General features: G+C 59.8%; 14 protein-coding genes and 1 tRNA gene. 10 read left to right on the top strand and 5 right to left on the bottom strand.

Going from position 1 to position 15,853, the window contains the following annotated elements; all coding sequences use genetic code 11:
- Window positions 1–112 precede the first annotated feature (112 nt).
- Window positions 113–1,543, top strand: a complete 1,431-nt coding sequence (gene cysS, locus ACTJJW_RS00275) for a cysteine--tRNA ligase (RefSeq protein ID WP_462641994.1) — start codon at window positions 113–115, stop codon at window positions 1,541–1,543.
- A 31-nt stretch (window positions 1,544–1,574) separates the two neighbouring features.
- Window positions 1,575–2,609 (top strand): 23S rRNA (guanosine(2251)-2'-O)-methyltransferase RlmB, encoded by a 1,035-nt coding sequence (gene rlmB / locus ACTJJW_RS00270; protein WP_462641993.1) that lies wholly within the window; start codon window positions 1,575–1,577, stop codon window positions 2,607–2,609.
- Between the two features lie 79 nt (window positions 2,610–2,688).
- Here the strand turns inward: rlmB and ACTJJW_RS00265 are convergent, their stop codons facing one another.
- Window positions 2,689–3,873, bottom strand: coding sequence for a trans-sulfuration enzyme family protein (locus tag ACTJJW_RS00265; RefSeq protein WP_462641992.1), 1,185 nt, complete (start codon window positions 3,871–3,873; stop codon window positions 2,689–2,691).
- Window positions 3,874–3,973: 100 nt separating this feature from the next.
- Between ACTJJW_RS00265 and ACTJJW_RS00260 the strand changes: the two genes are divergently transcribed.
- The gene (locus ACTJJW_RS00260; protein ID WP_462641991.1) at window positions 3,974–4,456 is read left to right on the top strand and encodes an Lrp/AsnC family transcriptional regulator; all 483 of its coding nucleotides are present in this window, start codon (window positions 3,974–3,976) and stop codon (window positions 4,454–4,456) included.
- 16 nt (window positions 4,457–4,472) lie between these two features.
- Here ACTJJW_RS00260 and ACTJJW_RS00255 read toward each other — a convergent pair whose 3' ends face one another.
- Complete coding sequence (locus ACTJJW_RS00255; protein WP_462641990.1) at window positions 4,473–5,804, bottom strand: DUF4032 domain-containing protein; 1,332 nt, start codon at window positions 5,802–5,804, stop codon at window positions 4,473–4,475.
- Between the two features lie 82 nt (window positions 5,805–5,886).
- Window positions 5,887–6,987, bottom strand: a complete 1,101-nt coding sequence (locus ACTJJW_RS00250; protein ID WP_462641989.1) for an ABC transporter ATP-binding protein — start codon at window positions 6,985–6,987, stop codon at window positions 5,887–5,889.
- Window positions 6,988–7,183: 196 nt separating this feature from the next.
- Here ACTJJW_RS00250 and ACTJJW_RS00245 point away from each other — a divergent pair, with 196 nt between their 5' ends.
- Window positions 7,184–8,152 (top strand): DsbA family protein, encoded by a 969-nt coding sequence (locus ACTJJW_RS00245; protein WP_462641988.1) that lies wholly within the window; start codon window positions 7,184–7,186, stop codon window positions 8,150–8,152.
- Between the two features lie 71 nt (window positions 8,153–8,223).
- Here ACTJJW_RS00245 and ACTJJW_RS00240 read toward each other — a convergent pair whose 3' ends face one another.
- On the bottom strand, window positions 8,224–8,907 hold the full coding sequence (locus ACTJJW_RS00240; protein ID WP_462641987.1) for a DMT family transporter: 684 nt from the start codon (window positions 8,905–8,907) through the stop codon (window positions 8,224–8,226).
- Between the two features lie 211 nt (window positions 8,908–9,118).
- Here ACTJJW_RS00240 and ACTJJW_RS00235 point away from each other — a divergent pair, with 211 nt between their 5' ends.
- Both ACTJJW_RS00235 and ACTJJW_RS00230 read left to right on the top strand, forming a co-directional pair.
- Window positions 9,119–9,730 carry a TetR/AcrR family transcriptional regulator gene (locus ACTJJW_RS00235; RefSeq protein ID WP_462641986.1) on the top strand — a complete coding sequence of 204 codons (612 nt, stop codon included), beginning with the start codon at window positions 9,119–9,121 and terminating at the stop codon, window positions 9,728–9,730.
- A 114-nt stretch (window positions 9,731–9,844) separates the two neighbouring features.
- Entirely contained in the window at window positions 9,845–10,885 is a 1,041-nt protein-coding gene (locus ACTJJW_RS00230) for a zinc-dependent alcohol dehydrogenase family protein (protein WP_462641985.1), read from the top strand.
- A gap of 73 nt (window positions 10,886–10,958) precedes the next feature.
- Here ACTJJW_RS00230 and ACTJJW_RS00225 read toward each other — a convergent pair.
- Window positions 10,959–11,032, bottom strand: a tRNA-Thr gene (locus ACTJJW_RS00225).
- 333 nt (window positions 11,033–11,365) lie between these two features.
- Here ACTJJW_RS00225 and ACTJJW_RS00220 point away from each other — a divergent pair.
- The 4 genes from ACTJJW_RS00220 to ACTJJW_RS00205 all read left to right on the top strand — a co-directional run bounded on the left by ACTJJW_RS00220 (window position 11,366) and on the right by ACTJJW_RS00205 (window position 15,809).
- Window positions 11,366–12,061 (top strand): helix-turn-helix domain-containing protein, encoded by a 696-nt coding sequence (locus ACTJJW_RS00220; RefSeq protein ID WP_462641984.1) that lies wholly within the window; start codon window positions 11,366–11,368, stop codon window positions 12,059–12,061.
- Window positions 12,062–12,271: 210 nt separating this feature from the next.
- Complete coding sequence (locus tag ACTJJW_RS00215; RefSeq protein ID WP_462641983.1) at window positions 12,272–13,786, top strand: sugar ABC transporter ATP-binding protein; 1,515 nt, start codon at window positions 12,272–12,274, stop codon at window positions 13,784–13,786.
- Complete coding sequence (locus tag ACTJJW_RS00210; protein WP_462641982.1) at window positions 13,786–14,781, top strand: ABC transporter permease; 996 nt, start codon at window positions 13,786–13,788, stop codon at window positions 14,779–14,781. Before ACTJJW_RS00215 ends, ACTJJW_RS00210 begins: the two co-directional genes overlap by 1 nt.
- The gene (locus ACTJJW_RS00205) at window positions 14,778–15,809 is read left to right on the top strand and encodes an ABC transporter permease (protein WP_462641981.1); all 1,032 of its coding nucleotides are present in this window, start codon (window positions 14,778–14,780) and stop codon (window positions 15,807–15,809) included. The genes ACTJJW_RS00210 and ACTJJW_RS00205 overlap by 4 nt, the downstream gene beginning before the upstream one ends.
- The last annotated feature ends 44 nt before the right edge of the window (window positions 15,810–15,853 follow it).

Here is a 15,853-nt window from a genome sequence, read left to right as displayed (position 1 = left end):
AGCTTCGCTTAGTCGCGTGTGCTGGATTAGCTTCCAGTACGGGGTGTGGCACGTCCGTAGCTTCTGCAGGCGTGTCCATGCAGCACAGCGCGGCGTTCGCTAAACTTGGTCAGTGACTATTCGCCTGTATGACACTCGGAGTGCCAGCCTCGTCGACCTCGAACCGCGTGAAGCGGGCAAAGTAGGTATCTACGTGTGCGGCCCCACCGTTCAGGCAGCACCCCACATCGGTCATCTCCGTTCCGCTCTCGTCTATGACATTTGGCGTCGCTGGTTGACCTACCGTGGGCTCGACGTCACCATGGTGCGCAACGTCACCGACATAGACGACAAGATCTTGAACCAGACAATGGATGCTGCAGCAGCGGGCTCTACCGAACAATGGTGGGCCTTGGCCTACCGCAGTGAACTCGAGTTCACCGCTGGCTACACCGAGCTCGGCATCCTGCCGCCCACCTATGAGCCGCGCGCTACCGCCAACATCTCTGAGATGCGCGAGTTGATCACCAAGCTCATCGAACGCGGTCACGCTTACGCTGCAGCAGATGATTCGGGTGACGTCTACTTCGACACCCAGTCGTGGCCGACCTATGGCGAGCTCACGCGTCAGAAGCTCGACGACATGGTCGTTGCGGGCGACGCCGACCCTCGCTCCAAGAGAGATCCTCGCGATTTTGCTCTGTGGAAGGGCAGCAAGCCGACTGAGCCAGAGTCTGCCTCGTGGCCGTCGCCGTGGGGCAACGGGCGTCCCGGTTGGCACATCGAGTGCTCTGCCATGTCTCGCCGATATTTGGGTGGGGCCTTCGACATCCACGGTGGTGGCCTTGATTTGCGGTTCCCGCATCACGAAAACGAGCTTGCCCAGTCGACCGCGGCAGGCGATGACTTCGCTAAGCACTGGGTGCACAACGGCATGGTCAATGTGAATGGCCAGAAGATGTCGAAGTCTCTCGGCAACTCGGTGTTTGCGCGCGACCTTTTGGATGCCGCCCGCCCGATAGTGGTTCGTTACCTGCTGGGTGCTGCCCACTACCGCTCGACCATTGACTACACCGATGGCTCGCTTGATGAGGCCGAGGCAGCATTCGAGCGCCTTGAGGTGTTCATCGAACGTGCGGCCCGTCGCCTGCGAGACACTCGTTTTGACGTTGCCAACACCAACGAGGTTCCCGAAGCATTCGGTGAAGCGATGGATGACGATCTGGCCGTTCCGCAGGCGCTCGCAGTTGTACACGATACAATTCGAGCAGGTAATGCCGCGCTCGACGACGGAGATCTCGCGGCAGTCGCCACCGCGCGATCGCAAGTAGTCGCTATGGCACAAGTCTTGGGTATCAACCCACTAGATTCACGATGGGGTTCTGAGCGTTCAGAACCAGCCGTTGCTGCTCTGTCAGCACTGGTTGAGAAGCTCATTGAGGATCGCAATACGGCCCGCACAGCAAAGGATTTTGCTGTTGCCGACCGAATCCGTGATGAACTATCAGCGGCGGGCATCACTGTAGAAGATGACTCGACCGGATCGCATTGGAGCTTGCCGTGAATAATCGGCGCTTCCGACAGGAGCAACACTCGTGAAAAACCCAGGTAACAAACCCCGCGCAGGAGCGGTACGCAAGGGCCGCAAAGGCCCCCAGGTCGGCTCGGGAGGCCAGGGACGGCAAGCTCTCGAAGGTCGCAAGCCCACCCCCAAAGCTGTCGATCGCCCGTACCACCCCGCAGGCAAGCGCAAGGCTGCTGCCGACCGTTACGAAGCAGCTGGCGGTCGCCGCACTGGCGGCAAGCCAACAGATGCTCCTCAGCAGCGTACGAACCGACCAACTCAGTCACGCGTCGCGAAGTCTGCCGACGAGTCTGAGATGGTCACCGGCCGCAACTCGGTACTCGAAGCACTGCGCGCCAAGATTCCCGCACAGACTCTCTACATGGCTGCGCGCATTGAATACGATGACCGTGTCAAAGAGATCCTGAAGCTGGCTACGGCGCGCAACCTTGCGGTGCTCGAAGTCATGCGTCCAGAACTTGACCGTCTCGCCGGTTTCGACTCGGTGCACCAGGGCTTCGCCCTCAAGGTGCCGCCGTACGAGTACGCGCACCCCATGGAACTGCTCGACAAGGTTGAGGCGCGAGGCCAGGTTCCCCTGCTCGTTGCTTTGGATGGCATTACTGACCCACGCAACCTCGGCGCCATCGTGCGATCGGTCGCCGCGTTTGGCGGCCAGGGTGTCATTGTTCCGCAGCGTCGCTCAGTGGGTATGACGGCATCCGCCTGGAAGACCTCTGCTGGTGCCGCTGCACGCACCCCTGTTGCGATGGCCAACAACCTCACGCAGATGATCAAGGAATACAAGAAGCGTGGCGTGTTCGTGCTTGGCCTTGACGGTGACGGAGACGTATCGCTGCCGTCGCTCCCGCTGGCTAAAGAGCCCGTGTTGATCGTTGTCGGCAGCGAAGGCAAAGGCCTGTCGCGACTCGTCACCGAGAACTGCGATGCAATCGTCTCGATCCCGATTAGCGCCTCAACCGAGTCGCTCAACGCCGGAATTGCGGCCAGCGTCACGCTCTACGAAATCTCGAAGCTGCGCGCAGCCGCACGCAAAAAGAAGTAGTTCAATTCATACAACGAAAGAGCCGCTGTCCCCGAGGGAACAGCGGCTCTTCGCTTTGCGTACGACGGAGTAAGTTTGGCTACTTGCCAGTCACTGCGTCAAGCGCGGCGGTGATGTCGTTCATGAGATCTTCAACGTGTTCAAGGCCGATCGAGATGCGCACGATGCCCGCGCCCGGCTTCGCTTCAGAAGCAACCGGACGATGTGTAAGCGATGCAGGGTGCTGCACGAGAGTGTCGATTCCGCCCAGCGATACTGCGTGGGTGATGAGCTTCACTGACTCGGTGAACTTGGCCGCAGCGTCATAGCCACCAGCGAGATCTAGGGCGATGAGCGAACCGGCGCCAGCAGACTGAGTGCCGATAAGACCCGCAGGGTCCTGGCCGGGCAGACCGGGGTAGAGCACGCGAGCGAGAGCAGGATGCCCCTCAAGACGACGAGCAAGTTCGTCGGCAGTCTCCTGCTGTGCCCGCACGCGCAGTGGCAGAGTGCGCAGTCCACGGTGGAGCAGGTAAGCGGCGAAGGGGTGAAGCACACCGCCGGTGAGGGCACGCACGTTGCGTAGGCTCTTGGCGTGCTCTTCGTTGGTTGCGATGACGCCACCCATGACGTCGCCGTGACCGCCGAGGTACTTGGTTGCGCTGTGAAGAGCCATGGCAGCACCGAGCTCAATCGGGCGCTGCAACACGGGGGTCGCGAAGGTGTTGTCGACCAGCACGGGCACGTCACCCGCAGCCGCAATGATCTTCTTGATGTCGACGAGCTCAAGCGTGGGGTTGGCGGGGGACTCGATCACGACGAGTCCGGTATCGGCCTGAATGGCATCCGCAACAGAGTCGGCGTCAGCCCACGTGACGGTGGTGCCAAGCAGTCCGTTGTCGAGCACGTGGTCGGTCCCGCCGTACAGCGGGCGCACGCCGACAACGTGGGGGCGACCTGCGGATGCGATGGAGATGAGCACTGCAGAGAGTGCAGCCATGCCGCTGGCGTACGCGACGGCGGCTTCTGCGCCTTCAAGCGCGGCGAGACTGTCTTCGAAGCGGGCTACGCCCGGCTGCCAGAGGCGCTGGTATACGGCGGAGTGCCCATCGATGATGGGGTTTCCGGTAGCGAGGTTTTCATAGGAGTCGCCGCCGTCCAGAACGTTGGGTAGGGGGTTGGTGGTCGAGAGGTCAATGGAGGGAACGTGTTGGCCACTTTCGTGAACGCCCTCCATTCCCGCGTGAACAGCAAGGGTTTCGAGACGAATGTCATGAGGCAGCATCCTCTGATATGAGCAGAAACTTCGACACAAATCAACTCCTGATGTAGATCATTCACGGATTATGACGTTTTCCGCATAAGCTGCGGTCAAGGAGGACACCATGACTGAGCAGAAAGCTTTGCCGATCGACTCAATAGATCGTGCGATCCTCGCCAGTTTGGCCGCTAACGCCCGCATGTCGGGTTCTGCGCTTGCAGCTCAAGCTGGTGTTGCGGAGTCAACTGTCTCGCAGCGGTTACGCCGACTGCACGATGACGGCTACTTGCGAGGATTTCACGCCGACATCGATGTGGCCAAGCTCGGAATGAGCGTCCAGGCGCTCATCTCGATCAAGCTCGTCAAACATGTGCGCGAAGATGTGGATGCATTCCGCAGCGCCGCACCCAACTGGCCCGGCGTGCTAGCTTTTTTCCACACCGGTGGCGGAGACGACTACTTGCTGCATGTTGCGGCCCGCAGCGCGGCAGAGCTGCGCGACTTCATGCTCATGTACTTGGCGAGTCATCCGGCCGTCTCCCACACTGAAACGAATCTTGTGTTTGAGCACGTGACAGGCCGCGGCCTCGAGCAGTTGCTTTCGTAGCGCGCAGCGCCGCGCGCTAAACCGTGAGGCGCCAGTCCTCGCTGTCGCTGTCGCCCTCGCCCTCGCCCTCGTCGTCCTCGTCACCGTCTAGTTCGCCGCCGGGGATCGTGATGGGCGAGGTGAACGCGCCCGTTGGCGGGTTAATCATGGTCGCTTCGTCTCGACGGAACTGCAGCACGTTCTCGACGTAGCTGCCGACGGCTTCAGCTAGCGGAATGTCGTGGCCTGAATCTTGCGCAAGTTGGCGACGGTGGTCGAGCAGTTGGTGGAAAATCTCGGCAGGCTCGAGCTTTCCGCGCAGGGCTTTCGGGATTGCGCGGATCACGGGCTCAAAGACGCGAGCGGCCCACTCGTGGGCAAGCATCTCTTCATCCATATCTTGCTTCTCGAATGCCGCTCGGTACGAGTCCATGTCGTTCAGCAGGCGCCGGGCCTGATTCTCTTGAGCGTCGAGACCGGTGAGGCGCAGCAGGCGACGTGAGTGATGTCCGGCATCCACGACCTTGGGCTGGATGCGCACCCGCGTGCCCGAATCTTCGGTCTTGATGGCGAGTTCTTCGATGTCGAAGCCGAGAGCGTTTAGACGTTCCACGCGCTGGTTGATGCGCCACCGCTCTGAGTGATCGAAGCGTTCGGAGCCAGTGAGCTCTTGCCAGAGTGTGCGGTACTGGGCCACAATGCCGTTGCTGATCTCGACGGGGTCGATGTCTTGTTCGAGTCGGCCGCCAGCCTGCAGGTCGAGCAGTTCACCCGCAATGTTTACGCGTGCGATTTCGAGATCGTTCTCGCGTTGCCCGTTCGAGAGGCGATCATAGAGTTGGCCGGTTTCGGCATCCACCAGATAGGCGGCGAACGCGCCAGCATCGCGGCGAAAGAGGGTGTTGGAGAGGGACACGTCGCCCCAGAAGAAGCCGACGATGTGCACACGCACGAGTAACACTGCGAGCGCATCGACTAGGCGGCGAGCGGTTTCTGGTCGCAAGCTTTGCGAGTAAACAGCCCGGTAGGGGAGCGAAAACCGCAAGTGTCGGGTGACGAGCACCGACTTGAGTTCTTCACCGTCAGCGCTTGTGCGGTTGGTGATAACAGCGAGTGGATCCACGCAGGGCACGTCAAGCTTTTGCAGGGTGCGCAGCATCTCATATTCGCGCTTAGCTAGCTCGCTTGACGTCTCTTTGATCGCAACGATGTACCCGCTGAGGTTGGCGAATCTCACCAGATGGCGGGAGATGCCCTTGGGAAGCGTCGCGATCGCATCGTCAGGCCACATCTCCAGAGGCAGCTCCCACGGAAGATCCAGCAGCGCGGGGTCGACAGTGGCCGCGGTGATGTTGACAGAACCAGACATTCACGTTTCCTTAAGCTGAAACGAGCCCGTCGACGCATCCGAACAATGTTCGACGTCGACGGGCTCGATCGTAAAGCGGGAGTTAGCTCGCTACGACAGGTGTCTTTGTCAGGCGCAGGCCAGACTCGATGTCAAACACGTGAACGTGGTGAGGCTCAGGCGTAACGAATACCTGGTCGCCAGCGTTCGGGTGTGAACGGCCATCAACACGAGCAACAATGTCGACCCGCTCGCCCTTGATCTCTGCGTGACCGTAGAGGTAGCCGTCGGCGCCAAGCTCTTCAACAAGGTCAACTTCAACCGGAAGTCCGGCGCCTGAAGTCGAAACGAGAACGTCTTCTGGGCGAACACCGATGGTCACAGTCTTAGCATCGGTTTCGCCGAGCGTTTCGCGGTCAACGTGCACCACAGCATCGCCGAGCTGGAGGCCACCGTCGACAATGTCAACGGTGAACAGGTTCATTGCGGGGCTGCCGATGAAGCCAGCAACGAAGATGTTCTGCGGTGCTTCGTACAGGTCACGAGGGGTACCAACCTGCTGGAGGAGGCCATCCTTGAGGACTGCGATGCGGTCGCCCATGGTGAGTGCTTCCGTCTGGTCGTGAGTCACGTAAACGGTGGTGACTCCGAGCCGACGTTGAAGGCTAGCGATCTGGGTACGAGTCTGAACGCGAAGCTTCGCGTCCAAGTTCGAGAGCGGCTCGTCCATGAGGAATACCTGAGGCTGGCGAACGATCGCGCGACCCATGGCAACACGTTGACGCTGACCACCCGAGAGAGCCTTGGGCTTGCGGGCGAGGTAGGGCTCGAGGTCAAGCAGCTTTGCTGCCTCAAGTACGCGAGCTGCGCGCTCTTCCTTGTTGATGCCGGCGATCTTGAGCGCGAAGCCCATGTTCTCGGCAACAGTCATGTGCGGGTAGAGAGCGTAGTTCTGGAAGACCATTGCGATGTCGCGGTCTTTCGGAGGAACATCAGTGACGTCACGGTCTCCGATGAGGATGCTGCCATCGTTGACCTCTTCGAGGCCGGCGAGCATGCGAAGGCTGGTGGACTTGCCGCAACCGGAGGGGCCGACGAGTACGAGGAATTCGCCATCTTCAACATGAAGATTCAGCTTGTCTACAGCCGGGATCGTTGATCCAGGGTAGAGGCGGGTTGCGTTGTCAAAAGTTACAGACGCCATTGTTGTATTTTCTCCTTCACCGGCAGGTACGTGCCGGACGATCCTTAGTGAATGGACAGCGGTCGAAACCGCGTTGGGTCATTATCGCACTCTTTTAGGGGTCACGTGACCGGGTGGTATCGCCTGCAGAAGTCCCAATCTCAGGCTCTAGTTGGGCAATTCCCAGAGATTGCTCCTAGAATTCGACGGGTGCGCCGTGATTTCTGGTGGCCACACAGCGAAAAATACGGCAGATGAGGTTCGATTGAGCAACGGCAACTCCGGCGATGGCCGACTCAGCAAGAATGAGCGACGAGAAGCGGCACGTGAAAAGGCTCGCGTTCAGCGCGATGGGCAGAAGAAGAAAGACCGCCGCACCAAGCTGTTCCTTCAGGGCGGCGTAGGTCTCGCACTCATTGCGATCGTCGCAGTGATTGCGCTCGTGCTCGTGAACTCGAACCAGCCTGTGGGGCCCGGCCCGAAGAACTTTGCCAGCGACGGCATCCGCTTGGACCAGGGCTTCATCGCGACACCGACTGGCGCACTTGAAGCAGATGCCGACCCTATCCCGAGCGTTCCCGATGAGGAATCAGGCGTGCTCGACATCCAAATCTATGTCGACTACCTGTGCCCGATTTGTGGCGATTTTGAAGCGACCAACGCTGAGTACATCGCGAGCCTGGTCGATAACGGTGCGGCTACCCTCGAAGTGCACCCCATCACAATTCTTGACCGTTTCTCGCAGGGCCAGCGTTACTCCTCGCGCGCAGTGAACGCTGTCGCGTGTGTTGCCGATTCCTCGCCCAACGATTTCTACGGCTACCACACGCTGCTCCTCTCTGAGGGCGTCCAGCCTGCAGAGAACACGAACGGTTTGAGCAACGATGACCTCATCGCGCTGCTCGACACCGCCGGCGTTGAGAACGTGCCCGCCATTAGCGAGTGCATTCAGGAGGAGACGTTCAAGTCGTGGGTTAAGAACTCCACGGCACGCGCCCTGTCGGGGCCACTCCCTAACACTGACGTGCCTCAGGTAACCGGAACCCCCACCGTTCTTGTGAACGGAATCAAGTACGAGGGTGCAGTCAACGACCTCGCTAGCTTCCAAGCCTTCGTCATCCAGGCTGCTGGAGACGACTTCAACGAGAGCTCGAGTTCCACGCCTACGCCAACGCCTGCCCCGTAGGTAGCGTTAGCGCTTGCTGCGCTGCATACGCAGAGATGGTCCCGGTCGGCGTGGTTCGAGGCGGGCAGGATTCATTCCGAACCCAGTCGCCCGGACGTTGTTTCGAGCGTGCCGCGGCGTGGGGCACGCGCCGGCGTAATCACAAGCGCGACGGCGACCGCACCCAGCACAAGCCCCACGAGTGTGGCAGGGGTGAAGGGGTCCGAGAAGAGGAGGCTTCCGATCACGGCGGTCGTTGGCGCCACCAGATAGAGCAGCGCGTTCAGCGCTGTGATGCCTAGCCGACGCAACAAATACCAGTAGAGCGCGTAAGCGACGAGTGTGGGGAGTACGGCTAGTACGAGCGTTGATGCCCAGAATGTGATCGTAGCGGGCGGCACTAGCGCGCCGGTGGCGGCGGCGAGCACTGTCACCGCTACGAGCGTGACGGTGGCGTGCACGGCGAGCGTCGCGAAGACCCCGAGTTGTGATGTGCTGCGGCGTTCCAGAAAAGTGGCAGCGACGAGGCTGGCGAGTCCCACCAGGGGCAGTAGGTATGCGAGGGTGGGGGAGATGGCGGCCGTTACATCTGAAGCAACAATCAGGGCAACACCAATGGCGCCCAGAATCAACCCTACCCACTGCAGTGCGCGCACCTTTAGCCCGAGCAATGGACCCACAAGGGTTGCGACAACCAGCGGTTGGATGGCATCAATTAGGGCAGTCGTTCCGGCTGCGACTCCGGCTGCGACTCCGGCTGCGACTGCCAAATACACGGGCAGCACGTAGCCGGATTGCTCCGACGAGCAGATAACGCCACACCAGGGCAGTTAGCGCTGGAGCTGCGTCGGTGCTGATTTTGGCGATGATGAACCCGGAGCTCCAGCTCAGCACAAAGGTCGCAGAGGCCCCAACGAGGAGGAGGCACGCAGGTATACCGATCTGTTTACTCATTTGGTTTACTATACAGCACGGTATACTGATGTGATGACCGTCGAGAATCTTCCTGAAGCAACCCCGAGTTACACTCCGGGCGCCGAGCGACTTCTTGCCGCGGCAGCAGATCTCTTCTACCGCGATGGCATCCACGCGGTCGGTGTCGATGCGATTGCCGCCGCGGCCGGCGTCACCAAGAAAACTCTCTATGACCGTTTCGGATCGAAAGATGCGCTCGCTGTGGCCTACCTTCGCCGGCGCGACCTACTCTGGCGTGACTACCTCGAGCAGGGGCTTGCGCAATTTCCAGAGGGAAGCACCGAGCGGGTTCTTGCCATCTTTGATCTCTCGGAACAGTGGGCGCACGACTACAGCGGCAAAGGGTGCAGTGCGATTAACGCGCGTGGCGAGATGGGCGACTCCGAACATCCAATTGCCGTTGAAGCAATGCGCCAAAAAAAGTGGATGCGCGCAGTCATCGAGCAATCATGCCGCGACGCAGGCATTGCGAATGCCGAGCGCGTAGCCCGCAGCCTGACCCTGCTCTATGAGGGCTGCTTGGTGACCGGGGGAATGGGCACCTTCGCGGAGCCGTTCGCTGTGGGGCGCGAAGCTGCGGCTCTCATGCTCGACGCTGCTCGGGCCCCTGCCGGGCGCAGCTAGGGCCGCGGCTTCGGTTGTGCGCAGGGATGCGCGCCTCGCGCTGCCGACACTTACTCCTGCTGTCTGAACAAAAACTGATTCGCCGCTGACCGTTTTCAGGCGTTGAATAGAGTCATGCGAGCTACATACATATACGGCGCCGGCGATGTCCGCGTGATCACTGCACCCGACCCCAAGCTCATCGAGAGCACTGACGCGATTGTGCGCATTACGCGGGCTTGCGTGTGCGGCAGCGACCTGCACCCGTTCCATTCAATGCCAGCGGATGCGGATGCTCGCCCGATCGGGCACGAGTTCATCGGAACCGTCGAAGAAATCGGTAACGACGTCACCACCCTCAAGGTGGGCGATTTCGTGATTGCGCCGTTCGCGTACTCGGACGGTACCTGCGAGTTCTGTCTCGAAGGGCTACAGACGTCGTGCATCCACGGTGGCTACTGGGGCAACGGTGGCATCACTGGCGGCCAGGCCGAGGCAGTGCGTGTGCCCTACGCGGACGGCACCCTCGTGAAGGTTCCCGGCACGATCGACGAGTCGCAGTATGCCGGGTTGCTCTCGCTCTCAGACGTATACGCCACTGGATGGCACGCAGCCCACAAGGCACAAGTCGCCCCCGGCCAAACCGTCACCGTCATCGGCGATGGCGCTGTTGGTTTGCTCGCCGTCCTGTCGGCCAAGCAGATGGGTGCCGAACGCATCATCCTCATGGGGCGCCACAAGGCGCGCACCGATCTGGGCATCACGTTCGGTGCGACGGATGTCGTGGCTGAGCGTGGCGAAGAAGGCATCGCGAAGGTGCGCGAACTTACCGGAGGCTCAGGAAGCCACGCGGTTCTCGAAGCTGTCGGTTTCATGCCCGCCTACGAGCAAGCACTCGGTGTTGTTCGTGCCGGTGGTGTGATCAGCCGCGTCGGTGTTCCTCAGTACGAAGAGGCCCCGGTCGGCCGCCGCAGCTTGTTCGGCAAAAACGTCACCCTCACCGGTGGTGTGGCTCCCGCTCGCGCCTACATCGAACAACTGCTGCCCGCAGTGCTCGACGGAACCGTGAACCCGGGCCTCGTCTTCGACAAGACCGTTCCGCTCGAGCAGACCCCCGAGGGCTACACCGCAATGGATGAGCGCACCGCCCTCAAGGTGATGGTCGACCCGACGTAGCCACCCGTCAAACAGCAATGTCGAGGGCCGCTAGGGTTTAGACAACCCCGACGGCCCTCGACATTCTTTGCTGGGCCTCCTGTCGGATTCGAACCGACGACCCCCGCTTTACAAGAGCGGTGCTCTAGCCAGCTGAGCTAAGGAGGCTTGGACCAACGTCCTATTTTAGGCATGACTAGCCTGTGCTCCCAACCAACCCCAAAAGTTGCCGTCATGCACCGGTCGGGATTCTTGCTGCAGCCGTCGCTGACTCTCTCGCCCAACTGCAGCTCAGCCGGTTGTCATGTGCTCTGCCAGTGCACACAAAGGATTCTGGTGGGATAGGTGCTGCGCCGGGAACACCCTAATTTTGGAGTGGGCACACAGGAAAGTTGGCGGATGTGTGGTCTATTGTTCTTCAGTAGAGAACAAATCGTAGAGCTCTCTTCTACCCTCAACATTGTGGTGGCTGAGAGTGAACAACGTAGGAGATGATCAGAAGTGGCCGACAACGAGACCGATAGCGACTGGTCAACTGCCGGTGAACGAATCCGGTTGGCCCGCGAATCCGCTGGCATGAGCGTCCGCGAGCTCTCGCGCCGTATTGAAGTTTCAGCAAGCCACGTTTCTCAAGTAGAACGCGGTTTGGCCTCTTTCAGCGTACGAACGCTCTACAACGTTGTCAGTGTGCTCGGCATCTCCATGGACAGTCTCTTCGGGGAGGTGCTGTCGGGCGATGGTGATCTTGACGTGCTCGGCGACGAGTCGACAGCAACCTCATCTGAGACGCCATTAGACCAAGCCGGCATTGTTCTCCGCGGGGCATCGCGGCCAACAATCAACTTGCATTCAGGCCCACGGTGGGAGCGGTTAACCGCTAAGCCCGAGGTTGGAACAGAGTTCATCGAAGTCATCTACGACGCTGCGCCAGGGAGCGAACCACCAACCGACTTCATCCGCCACAACGGTCGCGAATACGGCATCATCATTTCTGGATCGCTGAACGCTCAAGTGGGGTTTGGGGTGGCAGAAATGCAACCCGGCGACTCTATTGCCTTCGACTCCAGCACTCCTCACCGATTCTGGAATAGCCGCTCGACGCCCGTCGTCGCCGTCTGGTTCGTGTTGGATGCCGTTGGACAGCAGGACCCGTTCGGTTCGAAGACCGAATCCGACGGCTACCACCACGGTCTGTAGCCTTCGCCCCACGCCTTCTTCGATGCCGCCTGACAAGGTGCGCGTTCTCTATGGCAGAACAATATGCACACAGTCGGGCAAATAGCACCCGATATTGTGCGTGAACGAGACCTCTAGCGCGGAATTCCCGCTTGCATCGACAAAGTGTGCTGTGTGTGTTTACACTGGGCTTCACACCCAAGTTCACTCAACCAATGGAGGTTGACCGCAGTGACGATTGACAATTCCCGGCCGGCGCTCGAAGCGAACGGAATCGTTAAGCGGTTCGGTGGCGCTCTTGCGGTCGATGACGTTAGCATCTCGGTTGCCCCGGGTGAGATTCATGCTGTTGTAGGTGAAAACGGCGCAGGCAAGTCAACACTCATGCGCGTGCTCGCTGGCATCCTGATTCCAGACGAGGGCGTCGTCTCGGTGAATGGTGTTCCATTGACCGGCGGAGCCAAGTCTGCGCTCGACGCAGGAATCGCGCTCGTGCATCAGGAACTTAGCCTCATCCCAGAGATGACGGTCGCCGAGAACATCCTCTTGGGGTCAACACCCACATCGTTCGGATTCATTCGCGCCGCAGAGCTCCGTGCCACGGCCGCAGCGGCCCTCGAAGAGATCGGCGTCTCCGTCGACCTCGATGAGTCGATCTCCCGCCTGTCCGTCTCGCTCAGACAGTTTGTGGAGATCGCCCGTGCGGTGGCGCGCAAGCCGCGGGTGCTCATCTTGGATGAGCCGACCGCCACTCTCACGCCAGCCGAGACGGATTACCTCCTTGCTATGTTGCAGCGTCTGGCAGCAAAGGGTATGGCGGTTATCTACATTTCACATCGCATCCCTGAAGTCTTCCGAATTTGTAATGCGGTTACCATTCTTCGTGATGGACAGGTTGTTGACGTTACGCGGATTGAAGACACTACTCCTGGAGCGGTCATCGAGAACATGGTGGGCAAGGAGCTCAAGCAAGATCTTGATTCGCGGAGAGACTCAACTTCCGGCGAACTCGTTCTGTCCGCGAGGGGCATTCGGGCACACAACGTAAACGGAGTTGACCTTGACGTCAGATCCGGTGAGATCGTTGGGCTGGGCGGACTCGTCGGTGCTGGACGAACGGAACTCGTACGTGCGATTATTGGCGCCGATGTGCGAACGGCCGGAAGCGCGTTCATCACCGTAGATGGAATCCCCCGCTACCTCACCAGCTACCAGGTTGCTGTGCGCTCAGGAATTGGCTATGTGCCAGAAGAGCGCAGAACCGATGGCCTTGCATTGACCATGACCGTCGCCGACAACATTGCTCTTCCGAATCGGCGTGAGCTTTCCGTCTTCGGGGTTCAGCTGAGGAAGAAAACCACTGCGTTCGTCACCGAACTTGCCGCCGCTGTCGCGCTCAGGCCACCGCAGATTGAACGCAACGTCGGCGAATACAGTGGAGGAAACCAGCAGAAGGTCGCCATAGCGAAATGGTTGGGCCGAAAGCCTCGACTGATTGTCCTCGACGAGCCAACCCGTGGTGTTGACGTCGGCGCGAAGGCAGAGATTCATCGGCTTGTTCGTGAACTCGCAGACACGGGCACCGCAGTGCTAGTCGTGAGTTCCGACCTTCCAGAACTGCTTGAACTCTCCGACGTGATTCACGTCATCCGTGACGGCCGAATCATGGGGACACTCTCCGCGGCGGAAGCGGACGAAAAATCTGTGATGTCTCTGGCGTCCGGCGAAAAGATGGTGGGTGCCTAATGACGACACAATCGATCGAGACAATTGGCGAGGTTGGCATAAAGCGCAACCAGTTCAATCTCTTGGTGTGGATTTCTGAACGCGGTGTCTTCGTGTTCACCGCGCTGCTGATCCTTTTTGGCGTCATCTTCGTCAACGGTTTTGCGTCCCTCATTAATATCACTGACGTCTTCTATCGGGCGGCTCCGATTGGAATCGTCGCCGTGGGCATGACCTTTGTTGTGATCAGCGCCAACTACCTTGACCTGTCGGTTGTGGCCCAAGTGGCAACGGCGGCCGTCATCCTCATCGGTGTCAGCAACGACTACGGGCTGCCCCTGGCTTTCGCTGTCGCATTGTTCGTCGCGGTCCTCTACGGCGTTGTCAACGGCATCGCCGTCGGAGTGTTCAAGGCGAACGCCGTCATCGTGACCCTGTCAACGACATTTATCGGGCTCGGTATCCTTCGATGGCTCTCCGGCGGAAGCATTTTCTTTGGGCCCGAGGACGGCCCAATCCGCGCGTTCGGGCAGGCCAAGATCGGTGCGATCCCGCTCTCCGCGATCGTGCTGCTCATCATCACGATGATCCTGTGGTTTGTCTTGACCCGCACGAACTTTGGATTTGTTGTGAGGTCATTTGGCTCCAACAAGGAAGCGACTCGCCTCTCGGGTGTGAATACGCCATTGGTCGTCATCGGTGCGTTTGTGATTACGGCGATCTCCGCCATGCTCGCTGGCTTTGTGCTCGCGGCATTCTCCAACACGGCAGTTTCAACGATGTCTGACGGCTACGACTTCCGCGCACTCGCCGCGATCATCATCGGTGGTACCAGCGTGTTCGGCGGCAAAGGTAGCGTGCTGAGAACTCTCCTAGGCGTGATCTTCGTCAGCGTGCTCACCAACATCCTTGTTCTGTCCGGTATTGGATTTGGCTTACAGCAGATGGCAATTGGCGCGCTCATTGTGGTCGCCGTTTCTGTTGATGCTCTCGCACGAAAGGTGACCAAGAAGTGACCGATACACAGCCCATGCGGCTCGGCAAAGAAACCGTTGGCGTCGTCAACAAACTCAAAGTTGGCATCGCTCGGAGAACCGAAGGTCGAGGCGTCGCCCTTCTGGTGATCGTGGTCGTTCTCGTGGCCATCTTGGAACCGACGACGTTTACGGCATACTCGGTCACCCTCGGTCGTATCGCCCTGATCGGTCTCGTCGCGCTCGGCCTCACTGCGGTCATCCTGATGGGTGAACTTGACCTCAGCGTTGCCAGCACGCTGGCGGTATCCGGCGTAATCATGGCCAGCATGCCCAATATCTGGCTCGGAGTAGTCGCCGCGCTGGCGGCAGGCATCGTCATCGGAATGATCAACGCTTTCTTCGTCTTCTACGTGGGAATCAACTCGTTCATCGCAACGCTCGGAATGTTGTTTGCGCTTCGAGGCCTCGCTTTCGTGCTCTCGGATGCGAAGCCCGTGCGAATCGCCGACATCGACGCCGGAATCGCATTTGGAACACCGCTTCTCGGGCCAATCACCCCACGAGTGCTGATCTTCATCGTCGCGTTCATTGCTCTCCAGATCTTCCTCAGCAAAGTGCGCGCAGGTCGGGAGTCCTACGCAGTGGGAGGCAACCGCCAAGCAGCATTCGATGCTGGAATTCCTGTTCGCCGTCGAATCTTCACCGGATTCATGATTTCTGGATTCGTTGCTGCACTCGCCGGGGTCATCAACACCCTCGAGCGGACCGCGGCCGACCCGACCGCAGGATCTTCGGTGCTTCTCGCAAGTTTCGCTGCTGCCATCATTGGCGGCGTCGTGCTCAACGGTGGCCGCGGGTCGATTCTGGGAACTTTGATCGGTGCATTCTCGCTCGGTATCCTCCAAGTCGCCCTGACCCTCTCTGGCGTGCAGGTGGACATCCAGGACATCTTTATCGGTTCCATCCTCCTCATCGCGGTCATTTCCGACCCCACACAACTTCGCGCAGCACTGACCAGTATCCGATCTTGGTTCCAGCGTCGCGAGAAGACTCAGGCTCACACCTGAGCATCGGCCCGTCAACCCTGACGGAACCACAAACAGCAGTAGTC

The organism is Rhodoglobus galactosidasius (assembly GCF_054957775.1).
Note: the sequence above shows the minus strand (reverse complement) of the source record. Positions and strands in the feature narration are given on the sequence as shown.